Origin of the sequence: Inquilinus sp. Marseille-Q2685, assembly GCF_916619195.1 — a bacterium.
GTDB lineage: Bacteria > Pseudomonadota > Alphaproteobacteria > DSM-16000 > Inquilinaceae > Inquilinus.
Window position 1 is genome coordinate 1,379,451 of the sequence record NZ_CAKAKL010000001.1, and the last position, 20,510, is coordinate 1,399,960.

Genomic DNA, 20,510 nt, shown 5'->3' on the forward strand with positions numbered 1-20,510 from the left:
CTGTCAAGCCCGGCAACGACAGATGGGGGTGGGTGCCGGCAGCGCCGCCCTACTCCAGCTCCACGCCCTTGGTCTCCGGCAGCAGCAGCGTGGCGCCGATGTCGAGCACATAGATCACCGCCAGCAGCGCGATCGCCAGGCTGAAGGAGTATTGCGAGGCCAGCGCGCCGACCACCAGCGGGCCGAAGCCGCCGACGCCGCGGCCGAGGTTGAACAGCACACTCTGGGCCGTGGCGCGCGCCTCGGTCGGGTACAGCTCCGACATCAGCGCGCCGTAGCCGCCGATCATGCCGTTGACGAACAGCCCCATCACAGCGCCGCCGACCAGCAGCGCCGCCGGCGAGTCGAGCTGGGCGTAGGCCAGGACCATGATCGCGGCGCCAGCCTGGAACAGGATGAAGGTCGGGCGCCGGCCGATCCGGTCGGCGAGATGGCCGAAGGCGCCGATGCCGACGCACATGCCGAGGATGGTCACCACCGTCCACAGCGCCGACTTGGTCAGGGAATAGCCCATGGCCGTCGACAGGTAGCTCGGCAGCCAGATCATCAGCCCGTAATAGCCGAAGTTCTGCACCGAGCAGAGGATGAAGACGGCGAAGCTGATCCGGGCGGTGCGGGCGTCCTTGACCAGGAGGCGCAGCGCATTGCCCTGGCGTGGCCGGGCGGCGCGGTCGAGGAACAGCGCCGGCTCGCCGATGGTGCGGCGGACGATGAAGGACACGATGGCCGGCAGCAGGCCGATCGCGAACATGCCGCGCCAGCCGATCAGCGGCAGCAGCAGTGGCGTGGCCAGGGCCGCAGCCAGCACGCCGGCCTGCCAGCCGAGCCCGACATAGGAGGAGGCGCGGGCCCGGTAACGGGCGGGCCAGGTCTCCGCCACCAGGGCCATGCCGATGCCGAACTCACCGCCCAGGCCGAGCCCGGCGATGGTCCGGTAAGCCAGCAGGTCCCAGTAGCCTTGGGCCAGGGCGCAGAGGCCGGTGAAGACGGCGAAGAGCAGGATGGTCCAGGTCAGCACCCGCACCCGGCCGAGGCGGTCGCTGAGCATGCCGAACAGGATGCCGCCGGCCACCGCGCCGATCAGCGTCGCGGTCACCAGCGACCCCGATTCGGCCGGGCTCAGCGCCAGCCCGGCGGCCACGGCCGACAGCATGAATCCCAGGATCAGCAGGTCGAACCCGTCCATGGCGTATCCGACCGCCGAGGCGATCAGCGCCCGCCGCGCCGTCGCATCCGGCCGGTCCGCCGCCACGCCGCCTGCCGCCATTCCGATTTCGGTCGTCGCCATCGCCGTCCCCTGCCCCGGTCCCGCCGCTGTCCGAGCATTGTTTCAGTTCGATTGCAAGCAAGACCGGTGCCAGGAGCTCGGATCGCGCTAGACTGCCCGCGGAATCGGGAGCGAGGACCGGCGATGTTGAGCGGGACGCAGAAGGCGCAGTACGAGAGCGACGGCTATCTGGTGCTGGAGGGCTTCAAGCCGATCGAGGAGATCCGCGTCGTCCGCGCCCGGGCGGAGGCGATCGTCGAGGCCTTCGACCCCGGCGACACCGTCTCGATCTTCACCACCAGGGACCAGGAACGGAAATCCGACGAGTATTTCCTGACCTCGGGCGACAAGATCCGCTGCTTCTTCGAGGAGGAGGCGTTCGACGAAGCCGGCCGGCTGCGCCAGGCCAAGGCGCTGTCGATCAACAAGATCGGCCATGCGCTGCACGATTTGGACCCGGTGTTCGACCGCTTCTCGCGCGACCCGAAGCTGGCCGACCTCGCCGCCGATCTCGGCCTGGCCGAGCCGCAGATCTGGCAGTCGATGTACATCTTCAAGCAGCCCGGCATCGGCGGCGAGGTGCGCTGGCACCAGGACGCCAGCTTCTTCGAGACCACCCCGATCAGCGTCACCACCTTCTGGTTCGCGCTGGAGGATGCCGACCGGTCGAACGGCTGCCTGTGGGTGGAGCCGGGCGGGCACCGCAGCCCCTTGCGCGAGCGCTTCCTGCTGGAGGACGGCGCGACGCGGATGGAGACGCTGGACACGACGCCCTGGCCGACCGACGCCACCGCCGTGCCGGTCGAGGTCAAGGCCGGCGCCCTGGTCTGCTTCCACGGCAAGCTGCCGCATTACAGCGCGCCGAACCGGTCGCCGGTGTCGCGCCACGCCTATACGCTGCACGTCACCGACGGCCGCACTGCCTATTCGCCGCGCAACTGGCTGCGCCGCGGGCCGGAGATGCCGGTGCGGGGTTTTGCCTGAGGCCACAAAGGCTTGCATCCCGCCGCGAGTTGATTCCATCCTGCCGGCAACAGGTTCCGCAAGGAGCCAACCGCAAGCTGGGAGGGAACCCATGGTCAAGGCCGTATTGACCGGGACGGACGACCAGGGCGGCGCCGTGTCGATCCCGAAGGGCGACATCGTCTTCATCCGCGAATCCTACCGGTCGGGCGAGATCCCCGGCCGCACCAAGATCGATTTCGGCACCGCCGCCGCCGACGAGCAGGAGGCCTATCTGGTCGACTCGCTGACGACGGTGCTGAAGAAGCTCGGCAACGGCGTCTCCGTCGCCCGTCTGACCACGCCGTCCGGCACCCCGGTGCACGTCGTCGCCGCCCGGGTCGAGGCGGTGCGGGCGGCCCAGAGCTGGCACCATCCGAAGGCCCGGACGATCCTTCTGGCCCGCGGCCGCGAGATCCAGGTGCGCGAGGACCGCGATCTGGTGCTGCGCCGGGTCAACGCCGCCCGGCCGGAGCGGGCGAAGCCGGTTGCCTGACAAAGCAAGGGCCGGCGAAAGCCGGCCCCAGGTCCTTCGCGCTTGCGGCGTGGATCAGTGCAGGTTGCGCGACCAGGCGTCGACCTGCCGGTCGGCCTCGTCCCTGGCAATGCCGTAGCGTTCCTGGATCCGCCCGACCAGCTGGTCGCGCTGGCCGTCGAGGACGTCGAGGTCGTCGTCGGTCAGCTTGCCCCACTGCTCCTTGGCCTTGCCCTTCATCTGCTTCCACTGTCCCGAAATCTGATCCCAGTTCATCGCGATCTCCTGTCGTGAGGTGGTCACGCCCGGATCAAAGCGAGCCCGCTGTCCGGGTCGAGCGCCTTGCGCAGATGGGCCGGTGCCTCGGTCACGATCAGCTCCAGCGTCGGCCGCACCCGGGCCTCGGCCAGGTGGCCGGCCAGGGCCGTGCCGTCACGGCGGCCGAGCACCAGATGCACATGCAGCGCCGGCTTGCCTTCGGGCGACACCGCGACGTCGCCGATTAGCGACGCCACCTCGACCTGCTCCTTCACCGGGATCGGCAGGTACTCCTTCCGCTCCCAGTCGAAATAGCGCAGCCCGGCCTCGCTGAAGGCGCCGATGCCGGTGATCTGGGCCGCGGTCAGCCGCTCCGCCTCGGCGAAGCGCTGCAGGTTCTCCATCACCGCCTCCCCGGTCTCGAGGATGACGGCGAAGACCCTCTGGCCGTCGGCCGCGTGCAGCTGCTTGACGATCATCCCATCGCTCCCGTGGCGCTCGTTATGGCAACGAGACCCCGGGGCGATGCGTTCCGCTACGTCAAGCCAGCCGCCCGAAACATTGATCCGTCATGGCGAGGCGCGCAGCGCCATGACGGGGAAGGGACCGAAGAGTCGATCTCGAAGGCTGCCGGTATCAGAGGTCGACACGCCGGATCCGGGCGCCGCAGCGGCGCAGCCGGTCGACCAGGCTGTCATAGCCGCGGTCGACATGCTCGACCCCGTGCAGCGTGCTGGTGCCCCCGGCGCCCAGCGCCGCGATCAGCAGGCCGGCGCCGGCGCGGATGTCGGTCGCCGTCACCTCCGCCCCGTGCAGCGCCGGGACGCCGCGGATCACGGCGTGGTTGCGCACCACCCGGATGTTGGCGCCCATGCGCTGCAATTCCGGCACATGGCGGAAGCGGTTCTCGAACAGGGTCTCGGTGACCATGGCCGCGCCCTCGGCGCAGGACAGCAGCGCCATGGCCTGGGGCTGCAGGTCGGTGGCGAAACCGGGATAGGGCTGGGTCATGATGTCGACGCCGACGAGGCCGCCGGCGCCGCGCCGGGCGATGATGGCACCGTCGGCCGCCGCGATGTCGATCCCCGCCTCCTCGAACACCGGCAGGGCGGCGCTCAGCAGCTCGGTGGAGGCCCCGGCCAGGCGCAGCTCGCCGCCAGTGGCCGCGGCGGCGCAGATCAGGGTGCCCAGCTCGATCCGGTCCGGCAGCACGTCGTAGTCGGCGCCGTGCAGCCGGTCGACGCCCGTGATATGCAGCGTGTCGGTGCCGATGCCGTCGATGCGAGCGCCCATCGCCGCGAGGCAGCGGGCCAGGTCGGTCACCTCCGGCTCGCGCGCGGCGTTGGTGATGCTGGTCTCGCCCTTGGCCAGCGTCGCCGCCAGCATCAGGTTCTGGGTGGCGCCGACCGACGGGAACGGCAGCACGATGGCGGCGCCGCGCAGCCCGCCCGGCGCGTTCAGCACCACCTCGCCGCCCTCGATCTCGGCGGCCGCCCCCATCTGGCGGAAGCCGGCGAGATGGAAGTCGACCGGCCGCAGGCCGATGGCGTCGCCGCCCGGCAGCGGCAGGGCGATACGGCCCAGCCGGGCCAGCGCCGCGCCGGCGATCAGGAAGGAGGCGCGCATGCGGGCGACCAGCGCCGAGTCGACCCGGCCGGTGCCGAAGCCGGCGCCGCCCATGGTGCCGGACAGGGCCGGGCCGCTCTCGTCCCACGAGACCTCGCAGCCGAGCTCGGCCAGGATGCCGGCCAGAATGGCGACGTCGAGGATGCGCGGCAGGTTGCGCAGCGTCAGCCGCTCGTCGGTCAGGGCGGCGCAGACCATCAGCGGCAGCGCCGCGTTCTTGGCGCCGGCGACGGCGATCTCGCCCCTGAGGGGCACGCCGCCGTCGATCTCCAGCCGGCCGGCCGCCGACGCGGTCCACCACGGCGCCGCCCGACGGAACGACACGACATTTGCACGCGACATGGGCACCCGGCTCCGCAGCTGGTCAGGACATACTCATCGCCGGGATAGCACGATCGATCGCACAGAACAGACAGTTCTTGCGTTGCCTCTCCCCACTTACGAGCCTTTTCAAAACACCGCCGTTGTGCCGGCCTATCTCTTCTATCCTCCCCCTCCCCTTGCGGGAGGGGGCAAGGGGGAGGGGGTTCTCTCGGATCGAGCCGGCCTAGACTGCCACAAACCGGCACGGACGCGAGTTCAGTACCTACCCATTCGCGCGCGGACGCGCGCAGCCCCCTCCCCCTACCCCCTCCCGCGACGGGAGGGGGAGAGTGGAAAACATGTGTCGGTTTAGATGATCGATCGTTGCTTCAAATCTCAGGCCGCCGCGCGAAGCCGGTCGCCAATTGATGCGCCCAGTCCGGACGGCCGTTCTCCGCCGCCCTTCGGACCGCGCGATCGTGGTCGTAGGGGATGGCGATCAGCTCGGCCGCCACCGTGTCGCCGCTCAATTCCAGCATCGCGTAGCGGGCGGCTGGGGATCCCGATTCGGAGACATGGGCCGGCGGAGTGGGATCGTCATAGGCCGGGGCGCCGATGCTGCCGGGGTTGAGCACCCAGCGCCCGTCCGGCAGGCGCAGCAGCCACGGCAGGTGGCTGTGGCCGCACAGGATGACCGGGCCGGCGACGCCGTCCAGCCGCGCGGCGATGGCGGCGGCCGGGGCGCGCACCAGCCGGCCGGCCTCGACATCCTCCAGCAGATAGGCGTTGTCGTCCTCCGGCCTCGCATGGAAGGCGACAATGCCGCCCGGCAGGTCGAGCCGCATCGGCAGGGCGCCGAGCCAGGCCCGGCCGGCGGCGTCGAGCGCGCGGCGGGCATAGCCGTCGGAGGTGCTCGTCGGCTCGTCCCGGTCCTCCCACACCCAGCGGTCGTGGTTGCCGCGCACGGTCGGCCAGCCCTTGGCCATCAGCAGGTCGAGCGTCTCGCGCGGCCAGAGGGGGCCGGAGACGCAGTCGCCCAGATTGACGACGGCGTCGGCGCCGCGGCGGCCGAGATCGGCCAGCACGGCCTCGAGGGCCGGGAGATTGCCGTGGATGTCGGCGAGGACGGCAAGGCGCATGTTGACCCTTCGGCGAGAGGCGAGACGGATCACGATGCCGCCCTGCCCCGCCGTTGGGAAGCCTACTCCGCCAGCGCCTGCTCGCGCTTGCGCGTGACCGCCGGGACCAGCATCGCCAGCAGCAGGATCGCCACGATGGCCAGCAGCACCGCGCTGATCGGATGGGTCAGGAACACGGTGAAGTCGCCGTCCGACAGCAGCATGGCGCGGCGGAAGTTCTCCTCCAGCTGCGGCCCCAGCACCAGGCCGAGCAGCAGCGGCGCCGGCTCGGCCTTCACCTTGACGAAGACATAGCCGACCACGGCGAAGCCCAGCATCAGCCAGACATTGAACATGCTGTTGGCGATGCCGTAGGTGCCGATGCAGCAGAACAGCACGATGGCCGGGAACATCAGCCGGTAGGGGATCTTCAGCATCGAGATCCAGATGCCGATCAGCGGCAGGTTGATCACCAGCAGCATCAGGTTGCCGACCCACATGCTGGCGACCACGCCCCAGACCAGCTGCGGCTGCTCGGTCATGATCTGGGGGCCGGGCTGGATGCCGTGCATCATCAGCGCCCCGATCATCAGCGCCATCAGGGCGTTGGACGGGATGCCCAGCGTCAGCAGCGGGATGAAGCTGGTCTGCGCCCCGGCGTTGTTCGCCGCCTCCGGCCCCGCCACGCCCTCGATCGCGCCCTTGCCGAAGCGGCCGGGGTCGCGCGCCAGCTTCTTCTCCATGGCATAGGCGGTGAAGGGCGGCAGCGCCGCCCCGCCCCCGGGCAGCACGCCGAGGAAGGAGCCGATGGCGGTGCCGCGCAGCATCGCCGGGAAAGCCTGGCGCAGATCGGCCCGGCGGGGCATCAGGTCCCGCACTTTCCGGCTGACCAGCTGGCGCGATTGCGGCCGGTCGAGATTGGCCATGATCTCGCCGAGCCCGAACAGGCCCATGGCGATCGGCACGAAGTCGAGCCCGTCGCCCAGCTCCGGGATGCCGAAGGTCAGGCGCGAGGCGCCGGAGGAGACGTCGATGCCGACGGTGCCGAGCAGCAGGCCCAGCACCACCATGGCCAGCGCCTTGGCCACCGAGCCGTGCGCCAGGATCACCGCCGCGATCAGGCCGAGCACCAGCAGGCTGAAATACTCGACCGCGGTGAACTCGAGCGCCAGGGCGGCGAGCGGCAGGGCAAGGACGGCGATCACCACCGTCGCCACCGAGCCGGCGAAGAAGGAGGAGATGGCGGCGATGGCCAGCGCCAGCCCGGCCTTGCCCTGGCGCGCCATCTGGTGGCCGTCGAGGCAGGTGACGACCGACGAGGTCTCGCCCGGCACATTGACCAGGATCGCCGTGGTCGAGCCGCCGTACTGCGCGCCGTAGAAGATGCCGGCGAGCATGATGAAGGCCGAGGCCGGCTCGAGCCCGAAGGTGAAGGGCAGCAGCAGCGCCACGGTCGGGATCGGCCCGATGCCGGGCAGCACGCCGATCGCCGTGCCGATCAGCACGCCGAACAGGCAGTACAGCAGGTTCTGCCACTGCAGCGCCGTGGCCAGGCCGAGAAGCAGGTTGTCGAACAGGTCCATGGTGCGGCCTAGAAACGCGGCCAGACCGGCACCGGCAGGTCCAGCAGCACGATGAACAGGATCACCGCAGCGGCGGCGAGTGCGACGGCGAAGACCGCGGTCTCGCGCAGCCGCGTCTCGCGGCTGGCGAGGCCGGCGACGATGACGGTCGCGAAGGCGGCGATGGCCAGGCCGGCCTTGGCGGCGAGCAGGGCGAAGACGGCGACGGCGGCGAGAATGCCGAGGATCGGCCGCAGCTTCGGCGCCTCGATCCCTTCTCCGCCGATCGCCAGGCTGCGCAGGGCGAAGACGAGGCCGAAGCCGGCGGCGCCGACCGACAGCACCCGCGGCATGAAGCCCGGCCCCATATCGGCCGGGCTGCCGAAGCCGAGCTTGCGGGTGGCGACCAGGACGACGGCCGCCACGGCGCAGAGGAAAAGGCCGAACAGCAGGTCCGGCCAGTTGATGCGCGTCACCCCGTCACTCGCCCTTGATGCCGGCGTCGGCGATCACCTTGCCCCAGGCCGCGGTGTTGGTGGCGAGCCAGGAGCCGAGATCCGCCGGCGGGCCGGCGACGACCCGGCCGCCCTGCTGGGCGATCCGCTCCGCCACCTCCGGCTGCTTCAGGATCTCGCCGAGCGCCTGGTTCAGCCTGTCGACCAAAGCGGGCGGCGAGCCGGCGGTGGTCAGCAGGCCCTGCCAGGACCCGACATCGGCGGAGGGCAGCTTGGCCTCGGTGAAGGTCGGGATGTCGGGCGCGCTGGCGATCCGGTCCTTCCCGGTCACCGCAATGCCGCGCAGCTGCCCGTTGGCGACGAAGGGCAGGGTCGCGGTGGCGCCGTTGATGATCACCTTGCTCTCGCCCGAGACCACGGCCTGGGTGGCCGCGGAGCCGCCGCGATAGGGCACGGTCTTCCACTGGATGCCGAGATCCTTCGCCATGGCGACGGCGGTGATGTGGTTGACGCCGCCGATGCCGGAATTGGCCACCGCCAGCTTGCCGGGGTTGGCCTTGGCGTAGTCGACCAGCTCGGCCGCATTGGTCACCGGCAGGTCCTTGTTCACCGCCAGCACATAGGGCACGAACATGATCATGCCGACCGGCGCCAAATCCTTGAGCGGATCGTAGGACAGGTCGCTGAACAGGCCCGGCGCGGTGGCGATCGAGCCGACATCGGCCAGGAGCAGCGTGTGCGCGTCCGGGTCGGCCTTGGCCACCGCGTCGGCGCCGATATTGCCGGCCGCGCCCGGCTTGTTCTCGACCACCACGGTCTGGCCGATGGCCTCGGACAGCTTCGGCGCGATGATGCGCGCCAGCGTGTCTGAGGTGCCGCCCGGCGCGTAGGGGACGATGATGCGGACGGTGCGTTCGAAATTCTGTGCTGCGGCCGGGCCGACGGCGGTCCCGAGCACGGCGAGGCCGGCGGCGAGCGCGAGCGCGCTGCGTCTGGTGATCATGGTTGGTCCTCCCCCTGATGAATCGTCCGGTCGCTCGTCTTGCGGCGGGCTTAGGCGGACGGTACGGAGGAGACCGATCCGACTCCATGTCCAAGACGGCATCGATCGATGCCCTGCATGCATCAATCGGAGGCGATGGACCTTGGCCCCATTCCTGCCATCAAAGGCGCGTTAACTTTTCTTTTTCATATCGATTTCACTTCTCCCCCTGGGGGCTTATATGACGATCGATAGGGATACTCTCGTCTACCTGCGACAGAACATAGAAAACGAAATAAAGCAGAACCTCGAATCGCGACTATTCAAGCTCTACACGATCATCGGCGCCGCTTTCCTCGGTGGCGTCGGGATCATCGGCTTTCCCTGGGCAGTCTCATACATCGACGACAAAATCCAGAACGCCGTCGAACAGAGGGTTGCGGAGACAAAGGCAGTCACCGACCAGGCGCGACAGATCGCCGAAAGCGCGCGGCGGGACGTGGACAAGGCTCTGACCGAGATCGACGTCAAGCGCGCCGCGCTCGCGGCCGACCTGGAGGATATCCAGGCGAAGTCGAGCGGCGCGGCCGAGAGGCTCGGCACGTTGCGCGGCGAGATGCAGGCGCGGTCGGAGGAGATGGCAGCGCAGCTCGATCAGGTAAAGCAGAGGCTGGACGAGGCTCGTGACCAGGCACAGGCCCTGTCCGACCGTCTGCGCACGGCGATCCCGGACGCCGGCGTGGTCGCGTCCCTGGCCCACGACCTCAACGTGGTGGTCGAGCAGGTGAAGCAGCTCGACCTCACCGTGAAGACGATAGCCCAGCAGAGCGGCTCCCAGCCGATGACAGTCGATGAAGAAAGCCGGGCGGTGCAGCTTTCCACATTGCAGCAGAGCACCGGTGAAAATGCCGCAAAAGTCCAGGAAGCCGCCTCGACCCAGACCGTCTATCTCCAATTCGCGAGACTGAGCCGGGACAGCGCCAAGGCCGTCAGCGCCCAGCTTCAGGCGCGCGGCTGGCGCATTCCCGGGGAGGAGCGGATCGACAGTGCGGCCGGGTTGAGCGAGATCCGGTGCTATTACGAAGAGGATTGCGAGCGGGCGAAGGCGTTGGAGACCGACACCGAAGCGGCTCTCGCGCAGCTCGGCTATGGCGACATCGCGGTCACGATCCGCCCGCTTCTCAGCTATTCGCCCAAGCCGCGGCTCGGAATCCTGGAGATCTGGCTCGGGCTCGGCAAGGCCTCTGCCTCCTGAATCCACCCTTGCCCGGCTCGCCGGCCTCGCGTCTCATGGCGGCAAGCATGGCAAAGGGGAGAGAGGCAATGAAGATCCTGGACGAGACCTTCCTGTCCCCTGCCCTCGACCCGCGCCTGGCCTGGACCAACCCGCCGCCGGACTGGTCGATCGGGCCGGAGGGCTTGAGGCTGCGCACCGCCGCCGGGACCGATTTCTGGCAGGGCACGCATTACGGCTTCCGGGTCGACAACGGCCATGTGCTGGCGCTGCCGGTGGCCGGCGACTTCGTGATGGAGACGGTGGTGCGCGGCACCCCCCTGCACCAGTACGACCAGGCCGGGCTGATCGTGCGCCAGTCGCCGGAGAGCTGGATCAAGACCTCGGTCGAGTTCGAGACGGCGGCGCACAGCCGTCTCGGCGCCGTGGTCACCAATGCCGGCTGGTCCGACTGGTCGACCCAGGACGTGCCGACCCGGCCGGGCGGCACCACCGGTTTCCGCATCCGCCGCACCGGCGCCGACTACATCGTCGAGGCGGCGCCGGAGGGCGACGACCGCTGGGTGCAGCTGCGCATCGCCCGGCTGCACGCCGATGACGGCGCCGGCCCGGTGCTGGCCGGCCTTTACGCCTGCAGCCCGAAGGACGCCGGCTACGAGGCGCGGTTCGCCCATCTGCGGATCGCGCGGCCGTGATATCGGCTTTAAAGGCGACGCGTAGACGGAGGTGGAGACGCGCCCAGGATATTGTTTTATGGTAGATATTGGTAATAGGCTTCGGGAGATCCCAGGTGGCACGGAACACGTCGATTTCACTCGGCGATCACTTCGCCAGCTTCATCGACGCGCAAGTGCAGAGCGGCCGGTACGGCTCGGCTAGCGACGTTGTCCGCGCCGGGCTGCGACTGCTGGAAGAACATGAAGCGAGAGTGAAGGCGTTGCAGGATGCGCTGGTCGCGGGCGAGGCGTCAGGCGAACCTCAGCCCTTCGATAGCGAGGCGTTTCTAGCCCGGATGCGGGCAAAGCATGCGGGGTAGGCTCTACCAGCTCACGCCGCTGGCGGAAGCCGATCTGGAGGAAATCTGGCTCTACACGCTTCGCAACTGGTCAATCGAGCAGGCGGACAGCTACCACCGTGATCTTGTTGCGGCAATCGAGGGGCTTGCGACGGGCCGGAAGCTCGGACGCACGGTAGATGTGCGTCCCGGTTACCTGAAATATGCCGTCGGAGCCCATGTCGTGTATTTCCGGGAGATCGACGCCGGGATCGTCGTGGTTCGGGTTCTGTACGGGCGGATGGATGTGCGGCGGCATTTGTGATCCGCTTTGAGCCAGGCAAACCGGCTATCCACGGCGTCCGTGGATCACTCGGAGCAGTGTCGCATGTCGCGGATCGTGCAGAAGCCGGGCTCGAAAGGCAGCCTCAAGTGGATCCAGCGGGCGGTCGGGGAACGCTGGCCCAGCCTCGATGATCCGATCCTGGCCGGGATCCCGGGCGCCCGGTCGATCGACTGGCGGTCGCCTCTCGCGGCGGACGACTACGCGGAGTATCGAGACGAAGACTTTCTCACGCGATTGGACATCGTCCATCTCGCCGCGGAGTTGCGCGATTTCTGGCCCAACCGCGGCCCGCAATGGGATGCACTCGGCCGAACTGATACCGGGGACCTGCTTCTCCTCGAAGCCAAATCGCATGTCGCCGAGATGTGCTCCCCTGGCACGGCCGCGGCCGCGGCTTCCAAGGAACGGATCACAGCTCGATTGAAAGAGGTTGCCGGCACACTCGGCGTCCGGAGCACAGGCGCGGCCTGGACCGATTTCTTCTACCAACTGGCCAACCGGCTCGCGCATCTCCAGTTCTTGAGAAACCAGGGCCAGCCCGCCTATCTGGTCCTGGTGAACTTTCTCAACGACGCCGAGATGGACGGGCCAACCACTCCCGAGGCCTGGAAGGCCGCCTATGAAGTGGCATTCCACGTTATGGGGCTGCCCCAACGGCACAAGCTGAGCCGCTATGTCATCGAGGTGTTTCCCGATGTGGCCGGAGCGAAAGACGCCAGGACACCGGCATAGGGCTTCGGCCGCGGCGGGGCGTAGCCGCCGGTCTTGGCGGTGCGCAGGCCGAGCCGGGCCAGACCCTCGACCAGCGTGACCGCGGCGGCGACGCCGTCGACCACCGGCACGCCGTGGCGGGCCGACAGCCGCGCCGCCAAGTCGGCCATGCCGGCGCAGCCCAGCACGATCGCCTCGGCCCGATCGAGTTCAAGCGCCGCCGCGATCTCGGCCGAGATCCGCTGCTCGGCATCCGAGCCCGGGCGCTCCAGGTCCAGCACCGGGATCTCCGCCGCCCGCACCCGGGTGCAGCGGGCAGCAAGGCCGTACCGTTGGAGATTGGCCTCGATCACCGGGATCGAGCGCGCCAGCGTGGTCACCACCGAGAAGCGGCCGGCCAGCAGCGAGGCGACATGGAAGCCGGCCTCGCCGATGCCGACCACCGGCGCCATGGCGAGGCTGCGGGCGGCGTCGAGCCCGGTGTCGTCGAAGCAGGCGATGACGTGCCCCGCGACTCCGCGCGCCTCGCCGCGGGCGATCTCCTGCAGCAGGCCGGGCACGGCCAGGGCGCCGTCGACCCAGCCCTCGATCGAGGCCGGCCCCATCTCCGGATTCACCGCGGTGACGCGCGTGCCCGGCACCGCGGCGGCCGCGGCGGCGGCCCCGATCTTGGCGGTCATGCCGGCCGTGGTGTTCGGGTTGACGACGAGGATTTCCATGGGTCAGGCCGCAGCGCGTGTGGGAGCGGCAACCTTCCCGACCTTGTCATGCCCGGGCTTGACCCGGGCATCCAGAGAGCGTCGAGACCTTCTGGATTGCCGGGTCAAGCCCGGCAATGACAATGAGAGAAAGCCGGTCTTCTGCATCATCCTCACACCAGCCCCTGGCCGGCGTCGGAGGCGTGGCGGCCGCGGCGGCGGCGCAAGAGCGCGATCAGGCCGAGCGCGGTCAGCACCACCGCCAGCGACACCGCCGTGGTCACCGTGCCGAGGGCGTAGATCTCCGGCGTCGTCACCGTGGTGGTCAGGCCCTGCAGCTCCAGCGGCAGCGTGTTCTGCTCGCCGATCGCCTGGGAGGACCGGGCGATTTCGTCCCAGGACAAGGTGAAGCCGAACAGCCCGACTCCGACCACGCTGGCGCCGATGATCGGCAGCACGACGTGGCGGAAGCTCTGCCAGGATGAAGCCCCCAGATCCCGCGCGGCCTCCTCGTAGCGGCGGTCGAAGCGGTTGAAGACCGCGAACATGATCAGGAGGCCGAAGGGCATGGTCCAGGTCAGATGCGCGCCGAGGCCGGAGCGGAACAGCCCCATCGCGGTGGTGAACTCGTCGTTGATCCAGGCGATGTCCCAGCTCTCGCCCAGGCTCTTGATCGCCTCGTCGAGCAGCCGGAACTCCAGCGCGATGCCGAGCGAGACCACGATCGACGGCATGATCAGGCTGGCGATGGCGGTGTAGAACAGCGCCGACTGGCCCGGGAAGCGCCGGCGGAAGGCCAGGCCCGCCGAGACCGAGAAGGCCATGGTCAGCACCATGACCACCAGGCCGAGCTTGAGCGAGCGCCAGAAGGCGGCGCCGATGTCGACCACCCCCATCCCGTCCCACAGTCTGCTGAACCAGTAGGTCGAGACGCCGTTCATCGGGAAGGTCAGCCCGCCCTGCGGACCCTGGAAGGACAGCACGAAGATGGTCAGCGTCGGGCCGTAAAGGAACAGCACGAACAGGCCGAACACGGCGGCCAGCACGTAGAAGGAGAGAGGACGGCCTTCGCGCATCACAGTTCCTTGCGGATGTCGACCAGCCGGGTCAGGGCGACGATGATCATGATGACGACAGCCAGCAGGATCACGGCGTTGGCCGCCGCAGCCGGGAACTGCAGGTAGCTGAGCTGGACCTGGATCACCTTGCCGACCGAGGCGATCTGCTGGCCGCCCATGACGCCGACGGTGACGAAGTCGCCCATCACGATGGTGACGACGAAGATCGAGCCGATGACGATGCCGGGCTTGCACAGCGGCACGATCACGTTCCACAGGATCTGCCAGCCGCTGGCCCCGGCGTCGGTCGCGGCCTCGATCAGCGACCGGTCGATGCGCAGCATCGAGTTCAGGATCGGCACGATCATGAACACGGTGAACAGATGGACGAAGGCCAGCACCACCGAGAATTCGGAATAGAGCAGCCCGTCGATCGGCCGGTCGATCAGGCCGAGGCCGATGAGCCCCTGGTTGACCAGCCCGTTGCGGCCGAGCAGCGGGATCCAGGAGATCATCCGGATCACGTTCGAGGTCCAGAACGGGATGGTGCAGAGCAGGCACAGCACGATCTGCATCGCCGTGCTGCGCACGTGGAACACCAGGAAATAGGCGATGGTGAAGCCGAGCACGAGGGTGATGGCCCAGACCATCGCCCCGATCTTCAGGGTCGAGAGATAGGTCTTGAAGGTGGTGCACAGCTCCGGCAGCGACGTCAGGCAGCCGTCGAAGGCCTCGACATAGTTGCGGACCGTGAAGTCCGGGACGATCGAGTATTCGGTGTAGTCCCAGAAGCTGACCACCACCGTCACCGCCAGCGGCAGCACGAAGAACAGCAGGAACACCAGCATCATCGGCGCCGCCTGCAGGAACGCCGCCAGCCGGCCGGAGGATGGGGCCCGGGGCGCCGCGGCGGTGCGGGCGGGTGCGTCTTCCGCGGGGATGGCGGTCATCGAAGGCGTCTCTCTGCGGCGTAGGTCGGGTTCGCCGAGGCGAACCCGACATCCAACGGCAAGGGCGATCGACGCTGTTGGGTTCGCGGACCGCGAACCCAACCTACGCGGACGATCATGCTATGCGGCGATGAAGGCGTTCCACTTGCGGACCATGTAGTCGTTCTCGTCCATCACCGCGTTCCAGCAGGCGACGCCGCCCATGCGCTGGTCGTAGGAGCCGCCGTCGCGCACCGCGCCGGCCTTCTCCATCACCGTGCCGTCCGGCGCCTTGATGTCCTGGGCCGCCGGCTTGCCCTCCATCCAATAGGCCCACTCATACGGCTCCATATTGGCCTTGGCTGTCTCCAGCACCGCCGAGTAGTAGCCCTGGCGGTTGAGATAGGCGCCGGCCCAGCCGGACAGGAACCAATTGATGAACTCGTAGGCGGCGTCGAGCTTCCGGTCCTTCAGCGTCTTCGGCAGGCCGAAGCCGGAGGCCCAGGCGCGGTAGCCCTCCTTCAGCGGCTGGAAGGTGCAGGGGATGCCCATCGAGCGCACCTTGGTCACGGCCGGCGACCACATCGACTGGATCACCGTCTCGCCCGAGGCCATCAGGTTCACGCTCTCGTTGAAATCCTGCCAGAAGGCGCGGAACTGGCCGGCCTGCTTGGCCTCGGTCAGCACCTTCATGGTCAGGTCGATCTCCTCTTTCGTCATGTTGCCCTTGTCGGCATAGGTGTGGAGGCCGGCCGACTCAACCACCATCGCCGCGTCCATGATGCCGATCGACGGGATGTTCAGGATCGAGGCCTTGCCCTTGAACTCGGGGTTCAGCAGCTCCTTCCAGCTCTCGACCGGACGGCCGATCAGGTCGGGGCGGATGCCGAGCGTGTCGGCGTTGTAGGTGGTCGGGATCAGGGTGATCCACTCGGTCGGCTCGGCGGCGAAGGTCTTGCCGTTCTTCTCGGTCAGGTAGAACACCTTCTTCGGCGCGGTGCCCTGGTCGCCGATCTTCTTGCCGTTCAGCTCGCCCTTGGTGAAGACCGGCGAGATCTGGTCGACATATTTGATCCGCTTCGCGTCCATGCCCTGCAGGTTGCCGGAGGGCAGCAGCTTCTTCAGCGAGAAGTATTCGCTGTCGACGAGATCGAAGGAGTTCGGCTGGGTGACGATGCGCTTGGTCACCTCGTCGGTCGTCACCGGCACGTATTCGATGGTGATGCCGAGATCCTCCTTCGCCTTCCGGGCGATGTCGGCGCTCTGGTTCACCGCGGTGCCGAGATAGCGCAGCGTCACAGGCTCGGCCGCGATGATCGCCGGGAAGCCGGTGATGGCGCGGCTGCCGACCAGCGCGCCGGCCGTCGCCGCCGTGGTCTTCAGCAGGGCGCGGCGGGAGAGGCCGCGCGGGGGCTTAGTGTTCGTGGTATCCGCCATGGTGAGCCTCCTTAGGGTTGGGGGCGATGGTCGCCGCGCCCCGCGGCGTCGAGGGGATGGATGTCCCGGTCGGCCCAGGCGACGGCGACGCGGTCGCCCGGCGTCACCGGGTCGGCGAAGAAGTCGGCCTCGGGCAGCCAGGCCAGCATGTCGGGCGCCAGGTCGCAGGCGAAGGCGACATGGACGGTGGCGCCCTGATACTCCACCCCCTGCACCACCGCCTCGACTTGGCCCGGCGCCGGGCCGCCGCTCAGCCGCGACAGCCGCAGCCGGTCGGCGCGCAGGGTGGCCAGGCGGCCGCCGAGGGTGACGACGTTGTGGCCGCCGATGAAGCGGGCGACGAATTCGGTGGCCGGCCGGGCGAAGAGATCCTGCGGCGGGCCCGCCTGCTCGATCCGCCCGCCCTTCATCACCACGGCGAGGTCGGCCAGCGCCATCGCCTCCTCCTGGCTGTGGGTGACGTGGATGAAGCTGATGCCGAGTTCGGCCTGCAGCCGCTTCAGCTCGGCCCGCATCTTGATGCGGAGGAAGGGGTCTAGGGCGGAGAGCGGCTCATCCAGCAGCAGGATCTGCGGCTGGGTGATCAACGCCCGGGCCAGCGCCACGCGCTGCTGCTGCCCGCCCGACAGCTGGGCCGGCAGGCGCTCGCCATAGGCCTCCATCGCCACCAGGGCCAGGAGATTCGCCGCTTTGGCCCGGCGCTCGGCCTTCGCCGCGCCGCGCATCTTCAGGCTGAAGGCGACGTTGTCGACGACCGTGAGATGCGGGAACAGGGCGTAGGACTGGAACATCATCGCCGTGCCGCGCTTGGCCGGCGGCCGGTCGGTGACGTTGGTGGCGCCTAGGATGATATCGCCGTCCGACACCGCCTCGTGCCCCGCGACCATGCGCAGGGTCGAGGTCTTGCCGCAGCCGGACGGGCCCAGCAGGCAGCAATAGGTGCCGGCCGGAATCCTCAGGTCGATGCCGTCCACGGCAACGGTGCCGCCGTAGCGCTTGGTCACCTTTACCAGCTCAAGATCTGCGCCGCGCATCCGCTCTCCCTTTCGGACGAGGGAGGAGCAAGCGCCGTGCCAAGCGCCGGATGGCGCGGCTTCGCCCGTGCAGAGACGCGCCGCGGGCCGGCAACCGCCTATGCTTTGGGCAACCGCATACACCCAGCCCGAAGATTGTGCACAATCGCGATTTCACAAGAATACAATCTTGAGCGTCGCCGGGCCGCATGGGATGGTGGGACGGACAAGTCGCGGCCGCGCCGCGCCGGAGCGGAAACATGGACACGATCGAGACCGTCGGCACCCTGGCCGGAAGCCGCGACATCCCCGACCGCGGCGCCCGGGCGGCGGCGATCTACCGCTCGATCCTGGACGCCATCGTCGAGCACCGGCTGCCGCCGCGCACCAAGCTGTCGGAGGACGAGATCGGCACCGCCTTCGGCGTCAGCCGCACCATCGTCCGCTCCGCCCTGCAGGCACTGGCGCATCAGCACATGGTGGTGATCGAGAAGAACCGCGGCGCCTTCGTCGCGGCGCCGTCGGTCGAGGAGGCGCGCGAGGTGTTCGAGGCCCGGCGCACGCTGGAGGCCACGATCGCCCGCCGCGCCGCGGAGCGGACGATGCCGGCCGATATCGGCCGGCTGGAGCGGCACCTGGCCGAGGAGGCGGAGGCGCTGCGCCGGGGCGACCGGCCGCGCGCCATCCAGCTTTCCGGCCTGTTCCACCTCGGCATCGCCGAGATCGCCCGGCAGCGGGTGATGGAGCGGTTCCTGCGCGAGCTGGTGTCGCGCGCCTCGCTGGTCATCGCCCTCTACGGCCGCAGCGGCGCCTCGGCCTGCGGCAACGCCGAGCACGGGGCCATCCTGCAGGCCCTGGCGCGGCACGACGCGGAGCGCGCCGGCGCCGCCATGCTGGCCCATCTGACCCATATCGAGCAGGACCTCGACCTGGCCCCGGCCGAGGCCGGACCGGTCGACCTGGCGGCCGTCCTGCGGCAGCGCTGAGGGGCGAGCGCCGCCGCCTCACTCCAGCGAGATCATCGCGGCGCGCCGGCTGATGACCTCATCCCGCGCCCTGGCCTCGGCGGCCGCCTTGGCGCGCCGGTGCTCCCGGTGCATCTCCAGCAGGTCGGCGATCCAGCCGCCCGGGCGGAAGGCCTCGATCGTGGTCGGGTGCCAGTCGTCATAGGCGGCGCCCGCCCGGTTCACCATCGACACGCCGAGCACCGTCTCGCCGGCCGCCGAGAGATAGACCTCGCCCTGACTGTCCCCGCGCGGGTCCGGATGCAGCGACCGCTCCTTGAAGGTGACGCCGTATCGCCGCCCGCGATAGGCGAAGTCGACGGCGAAATCCTTCATGTGATCCGCGACCAGGGCGAGATCGGTGAATCCGGGCGGGACCGGCTTGCCATGGCCCGACCAGGCGGCGTAGCGGCGGACGTCCCAGACCAGCGCGCACAGCGCCTCCCCGATGCCGCTGCTCTCCATGAATTGCTGCGCCTCGGCGACCTTGGCCCGATCGGCCGCGGTGCAGGCGAGGCACGCGTCGCGCTCCTCCCGCTCGAGCTCGCCGGCCTTCTGCCGGAACTCGTCGACCAGGGACCGCCACTTCTCCAGATGAGCGTTTCCCATCGCAGCCTCCTCCTTGGCCACATCACAGGATGGTGCGCCTATTTCGCGCAAATGCAAGGGCTTGGGCGCCGGCAATGATGCCCGCAGCTTGACAATTTCAAGCGAATGTTCGCTATATGTTCCATCCTCGGCAGATCGACTGCCATCCACCCGCTTCGGAGCCCGCAGGTGACGGTTGGGATCGACTCGACGGCCACCATCCTCCATGCGGATCTCGACGCCTTTTACGCGTCGGTCGAGCAGCTGCTCGATCCGTCGCTGCGCGGCAGGCCGGTCGCGGTCGGTGGCGGGGTGGTGCTGGCCGCTTCCTACGAGGCCAAGGCCTTCGGCGTTCGCGGCGGCATGCCGGGGCGACAGGCGCGCGAGTTGTGCCCGCAGCTGGTCTTCGTCGCCGGCCATTTCCGGGAGTATCAGCGGCTGGGCGATGCGGCGATCGGGGTGCTCGGCGACTTCACGCCGCTGGTCGAGCGGATCTCCATCGACGAGGCCTTCGCCGACGTCGCCGGATGCACCCATCTGTTCGGCCCGCCGGCCGAGATCGCCCGGACCATCCGGCGGCGGGTGCGGACGGAGCTCGGCCTGCCGATCTCGATCGGCGTGGCGCGCACCAAGCATCTGGCGAAGATCGCTTCGCAGGTGGCCAAGCCGGACGGGCTGGTCGTCGTCGATCCCGAGGCGGAGCCTGCCTTCCTGCATGACCTGCCGGTCGAGCTGATGTGGGGCGTGGGCCCGGTGACGCGGGCGCGGCTGGCGGAGAGCGGCGTCCGCACCATCGGCCAGCTGGCGACGATGCCGGGCTGGTCGCTGGAGCGGCTGCTCGGCCGCGCGGCCGGAGAGAAGCTGTCGGCGCTGTCCCGGAACCGCGATCCGCGGGCGATCGAGACGCGGCGGCGGTCGCGGTCGGCCGGGGCGCAATCCGCGCTCGGCCGGAAGCCGGCCGAGGAGCGGGTGTTCGTGCCCGCGCTGCGCCATCTCGCCGACCGGGTCGCCACCCGGCTGCGGGCCAAGTCCCGGCCCGGCCGGACCGTCACCGTCCGCGTCCGTTTCGCCGATCTGCGCTCGGTCACGCGCGCGGTGACGCTCGACGCGCCGGTCTCGGCGACCACGATCCTGGCTGAGATCGCCGAGGAGCTGGTGCGCGGGGTGCTGGCGCAGCATCCCGAGGAGAAGACGATCTCGTTGCTCGCGATCTCGGTGTCGCATCTCCAGGACCGGCCGCAGCTGCAGCTGGAACTGCCGCTCGGGCTCGCCGACGAGCGGCGCCGGCCCGGCACCGGGAGAGGGCTGGCGCGCTGGAAGGCGGACCGGGCCGTCGACGCGATCCGCGAGCGGTTCGGCTGGCAGGCGGTCGGCTACGGTTCGGTCGTGCTGGGACCGTCGCGATCCGTCCCCGACGCATTCCGCGAACTCGCCGAGAAGGACCTCTGAC

Annotated in this window: 23 protein-coding genes; 9 read left to right on the top strand and 14 right to left on the bottom strand. The window is 69.2% G+C overall.

Features of this window, described 5'->3' with window-relative positions:
• Window positions 1–49: 49 nt before the first annotated feature.
• Window positions 50–1,288, bottom strand: a complete 1,239-nt coding sequence (locus LG391_RS06550; RefSeq protein WP_225767166.1) for an MFS transporter — start codon at window positions 1,286–1,288, stop codon at window positions 50–52.
• Window positions 1,289–1,411: 123 nt separating this feature from the next.
• Between LG391_RS06550 and LG391_RS06555 the strand changes: the two genes are divergently transcribed.
• Both LG391_RS06555 and LG391_RS06560 read left to right on the top strand, forming a co-directional pair.
• Complete coding sequence (locus LG391_RS06555; RefSeq protein ID WP_225767167.1) at window positions 1,412–2,251, top strand: phytanoyl-CoA dioxygenase family protein; 840 nt, start codon at window positions 1,412–1,414, stop codon at window positions 2,249–2,251.
• A 91-nt stretch (window positions 2,252–2,342) separates the two neighbouring features.
• A complete protein-coding gene (locus tag LG391_RS06560; RefSeq protein WP_225767168.1) occupies window positions 2,343–2,765 on the top strand; it encodes a hypothetical protein in 423 nt (140 codons plus the stop codon).
• 54 nt (window positions 2,766–2,819) lie between these two features.
• Here LG391_RS06560 and LG391_RS06565 read toward each other — a convergent pair whose 3' ends face one another.
• The 7 genes from LG391_RS06565 to LG391_RS06595 form a co-directional block, all read right to left on the bottom strand.
• Entirely contained in the window at window positions 2,820–3,020 is a 201-nt protein-coding gene (locus LG391_RS06565) for a CsbD family protein (protein ID WP_225767169.1), read from the bottom strand.
• Between the two features lie 23 nt (window positions 3,021–3,043).
• The gene (locus LG391_RS06570) at window positions 3,044–3,481 is read right to left on the bottom strand and encodes a PPC domain-containing DNA-binding protein (RefSeq protein WP_225767170.1); all 438 of its coding nucleotides are present in this window, start codon (window positions 3,479–3,481) and stop codon (window positions 3,044–3,046) included.
• Between the two features lie 157 nt (window positions 3,482–3,638).
• Entirely contained in the window at window positions 3,639–4,970 is a 1,332-nt protein-coding gene (gene murA, locus LG391_RS06575) for a UDP-N-acetylglucosamine 1-carboxyvinyltransferase (protein ID WP_225767171.1), read from the bottom strand.
• A 350-nt stretch (window positions 4,971–5,320) separates the two neighbouring features.
• Window positions 5,321–6,070, bottom strand: a complete 750-nt coding sequence (locus LG391_RS06580; protein ID WP_225767172.1) for a metallophosphoesterase — start codon at window positions 6,068–6,070, stop codon at window positions 5,321–5,323.
• 62 nt (window positions 6,071–6,132) lie between these two features.
• Window positions 6,133–7,632 carry a tripartite tricarboxylate transporter permease gene (locus LG391_RS06585; RefSeq protein ID WP_225767173.1) on the bottom strand — a complete coding sequence of 500 codons (1,500 nt, stop codon included), beginning with the start codon at window positions 7,630–7,632 and terminating at the stop codon, window positions 6,133–6,135.
• Between the two features lie 8 nt (window positions 7,633–7,640).
• Complete coding sequence (locus LG391_RS06590) at window positions 7,641–8,087, bottom strand: tripartite tricarboxylate transporter TctB family protein (RefSeq protein WP_225767174.1); 447 nt, start codon at window positions 8,085–8,087, stop codon at window positions 7,641–7,643.
• A 4-nt stretch (window positions 8,088–8,091) separates the two neighbouring features.
• Window positions 8,092–9,069: a tripartite tricarboxylate transporter substrate binding protein gene (locus tag LG391_RS06595; RefSeq protein WP_225767175.1), complete on the bottom strand. Its 978-nt coding sequence runs from the start codon at window positions 9,067–9,069 to the stop codon at window positions 8,092–8,094.
• A gap of 220 nt (window positions 9,070–9,289) precedes the next feature.
• On the opposite strand from LG391_RS06595, the gene LG391_RS06600 reads away from it, so the two are divergent.
• The 5 genes from LG391_RS06600 (at window position 9,290) to LG391_RS06620 (ending at window position 12,354) form a co-directional block, all read left to right on the top strand.
• A complete protein-coding gene (locus LG391_RS06600) occupies window positions 9,290–10,303 on the top strand; it encodes a hypothetical protein (RefSeq protein WP_225767176.1) in 1,014 nt (337 codons plus the stop codon).
• 68 nt (window positions 10,304–10,371) lie between these two features.
• Window positions 10,372–10,977 (top strand): DUF1349 domain-containing protein, encoded by a 606-nt coding sequence (locus tag LG391_RS06605; RefSeq protein ID WP_225767177.1) that lies wholly within the window; start codon window positions 10,372–10,374, stop codon window positions 10,975–10,977.
• A 95-nt stretch (window positions 10,978–11,072) separates the two neighbouring features.
• Window positions 11,073–11,318 (top strand): type II toxin-antitoxin system ParD family antitoxin, encoded by a 246-nt coding sequence (locus tag LG391_RS06610; RefSeq protein ID WP_225767178.1) that lies wholly within the window; start codon window positions 11,073–11,075, stop codon window positions 11,316–11,318.
• Complete coding sequence (locus tag LG391_RS06615) at window positions 11,308–11,601, top strand: type II toxin-antitoxin system RelE/ParE family toxin (protein WP_225767179.1); 294 nt, start codon at window positions 11,308–11,310, stop codon at window positions 11,599–11,601. Before LG391_RS06610 ends, LG391_RS06615 begins: the two co-directional genes overlap by 11 nt.
• A 63-nt stretch (window positions 11,602–11,664) precedes the next feature.
• The gene (locus LG391_RS06620; RefSeq protein ID WP_225767180.1) at window positions 11,665–12,354 is read left to right on the top strand and encodes a hypothetical protein; all 690 of its coding nucleotides are present in this window, start codon (window positions 11,665–11,667) and stop codon (window positions 12,352–12,354) included.
• Here LG391_RS06620 and LG391_RS06625 read toward each other — a convergent pair.
• From LG391_RS06625 to LG391_RS06645, 5 genes are all read right to left on the bottom strand, one after another.
• Window positions 12,294–13,052, bottom strand: a complete 759-nt coding sequence (locus LG391_RS06625; RefSeq protein WP_225767181.1) for an aspartate/glutamate racemase family protein — start codon at window positions 13,050–13,052, stop codon at window positions 12,294–12,296. The genes LG391_RS06620 and LG391_RS06625 overlap by 61 nt on opposite strands.
• A gap of 152 nt (window positions 13,053–13,204) precedes the next feature.
• Window positions 13,205–14,107 carry an ABC transporter permease gene (locus LG391_RS06630; protein WP_225767182.1) on the bottom strand — a complete coding sequence of 301 codons (903 nt, stop codon included), beginning with the start codon at window positions 14,105–14,107 and terminating at the stop codon, window positions 13,205–13,207.
• Complete coding sequence (locus tag LG391_RS06635) at window positions 14,107–15,039, bottom strand: ABC transporter permease (RefSeq protein ID WP_225767183.1); 933 nt, start codon at window positions 15,037–15,039, stop codon at window positions 14,107–14,109. The genes LG391_RS06630 and LG391_RS06635 overlap by 1 nt, the downstream gene beginning before the upstream one ends.
• A 120-nt stretch (window positions 15,040–15,159) precedes the next feature.
• Entirely contained in the window at window positions 15,160–16,455 is a 1,296-nt protein-coding gene (locus LG391_RS06640; protein ID WP_225767184.1) for a PotD/PotF family extracellular solute-binding protein, read from the bottom strand.
• Between the two features lie 11 nt (window positions 16,456–16,466).
• Window positions 16,467–17,489, bottom strand: coding sequence for an ABC transporter ATP-binding protein (locus LG391_RS06645; RefSeq protein WP_225767185.1), 1,023 nt, complete (start codon window positions 17,487–17,489; stop codon window positions 16,467–16,469).
• A 239-nt stretch (window positions 17,490–17,728) separates the two neighbouring features.
• On the opposite strand from LG391_RS06645, the gene LG391_RS06650 reads away from it, so the two are divergent.
• A complete protein-coding gene (locus LG391_RS06650; protein WP_225767186.1) occupies window positions 17,729–18,454 on the top strand; it encodes a GntR family transcriptional regulator in 726 nt (241 codons plus the stop codon).
• Between the two features lie 18 nt (window positions 18,455–18,472).
• Here LG391_RS06650 and LG391_RS06655 read toward each other — a convergent pair whose 3' ends face one another.
• A complete protein-coding gene (locus tag LG391_RS06655; RefSeq protein ID WP_225767187.1) occupies window positions 18,473–19,081 on the bottom strand; it encodes a hypothetical protein in 609 nt (202 codons plus the stop codon).
• A gap of 168 nt (window positions 19,082–19,249) precedes the next feature.
• Here LG391_RS06655 and dinB point away from each other — a divergent pair, with 168 nt between their 5' ends.
• Window positions 19,250–20,509, top strand: a complete 1,260-nt coding sequence (gene dinB / locus LG391_RS06660; RefSeq protein ID WP_225767188.1) for a DNA polymerase IV — start codon at window positions 19,250–19,252, stop codon at window positions 20,507–20,509.
• Window position 20,510 lies beyond the last annotated feature (1 nt).

Coding starts and splice junctions, on each gene's coding strand:
- LG391_RS06585 (WP_225767173.1), bottom strand. CDS start 7,632: ATGGACCTGTTCGACAACCTGCTTCTCGGCCTGGCCACGGCGCTGCAG.
- LG391_RS06625 (WP_225767181.1), bottom strand. CDS start 13,052: ATGGAAATCCTCGTCGTCAACCCGAACACCACGGCCGGCATGACCGCC.
- LG391_RS06600 (WP_225767176.1), top strand. CDS start 9,290: ATGACGATCGATAGGGATACTCTCGTCTACCTGCGACAGAACATAGAA.
- LG391_RS06655 (WP_225767187.1), bottom strand. CDS start 19,081: ATGGGAAACGCTCATCTGGAGAAGTGGCGGTCCCTGGTCGACGAGTTC.
- LG391_RS06555 (WP_225767167.1), top strand. CDS start 1,412: ATGTTGAGCGGGACGCAGAAGGCGCAGTACGAGAGCGACGGCTATCTG.
- LG391_RS06645 (WP_225767185.1), bottom strand. CDS start 17,489: ATGCGCGGCGCAGATCTTGAGCTGGTAAAGGTGACCAAGCGCTACGGC.
- LG391_RS06580 (WP_225767172.1), bottom strand. CDS start 6,070: ATGCGCCTTGCCGTCCTCGCCGACATCCACGGCAATCTCCCGGCCCTC.
- LG391_RS06650 (WP_225767186.1), top strand. CDS start 17,729: ATGGACACGATCGAGACCGTCGGCACCCTGGCCGGAAGCCGCGACATC.
- LG391_RS06615 (WP_225767179.1), top strand. CDS start 11,308: ATGCGGGGTAGGCTCTACCAGCTCACGCCGCTGGCGGAAGCCGATCTG.
- LG391_RS06640 (WP_225767184.1), bottom strand. CDS start 16,455: ATGGCGGATACCACGAACACTAAGCCCCCGCGCGGCCTCTCCCGCCGC.
- LG391_RS06605 (WP_225767177.1), top strand. CDS start 10,372: ATGAAGATCCTGGACGAGACCTTCCTGTCCCCTGCCCTCGACCCGCGC.
- LG391_RS06620 (WP_225767180.1), top strand. CDS start 11,665: ATGTCGCGGATCGTGCAGAAGCCGGGCTCGAAAGGCAGCCTCAAGTGG.
- murA (WP_225767171.1), bottom strand. CDS start 4,970: ATGTCGCGTGCAAATGTCGTGTCGTTCCGTCGGGCGGCGCCGTGGTGG.
- LG391_RS06630 (WP_225767182.1), bottom strand. CDS start 14,107: ATGCGCGAAGGCCGTCCTCTCTCCTTCTACGTGCTGGCCGCCGTGTTC.
- LG391_RS06595 (WP_225767175.1), bottom strand. CDS start 9,069: ATGATCACCAGACGCAGCGCGCTCGCGCTCGCCGCCGGCCTCGCCGTG.
- LG391_RS06570 (WP_225767170.1), bottom strand. CDS start 3,481: ATGATCGTCAAGCAGCTGCACGCGGCCGACGGCCAGAGGGTCTTCGCC.
- LG391_RS06565 (WP_225767169.1), bottom strand. CDS start 3,020: ATGAACTGGGATCAGATTTCGGGACAGTGGAAGCAGATGAAGGGCAAG.
- LG391_RS06635 (WP_225767183.1), bottom strand. CDS start 15,039: ATGACCGCCATCCCCGCGGAAGACGCACCCGCCCGCACCGCCGCGGCG.
- LG391_RS06550 (WP_225767166.1), bottom strand. CDS start 1,288: ATGGCGACGACCGAAATCGGAATGGCGGCAGGCGGCGTGGCGGCGGAC.
- LG391_RS06560 (WP_225767168.1), top strand. CDS start 2,343: ATGGTCAAGGCCGTATTGACCGGGACGGACGACCAGGGCGGCGCCGTG.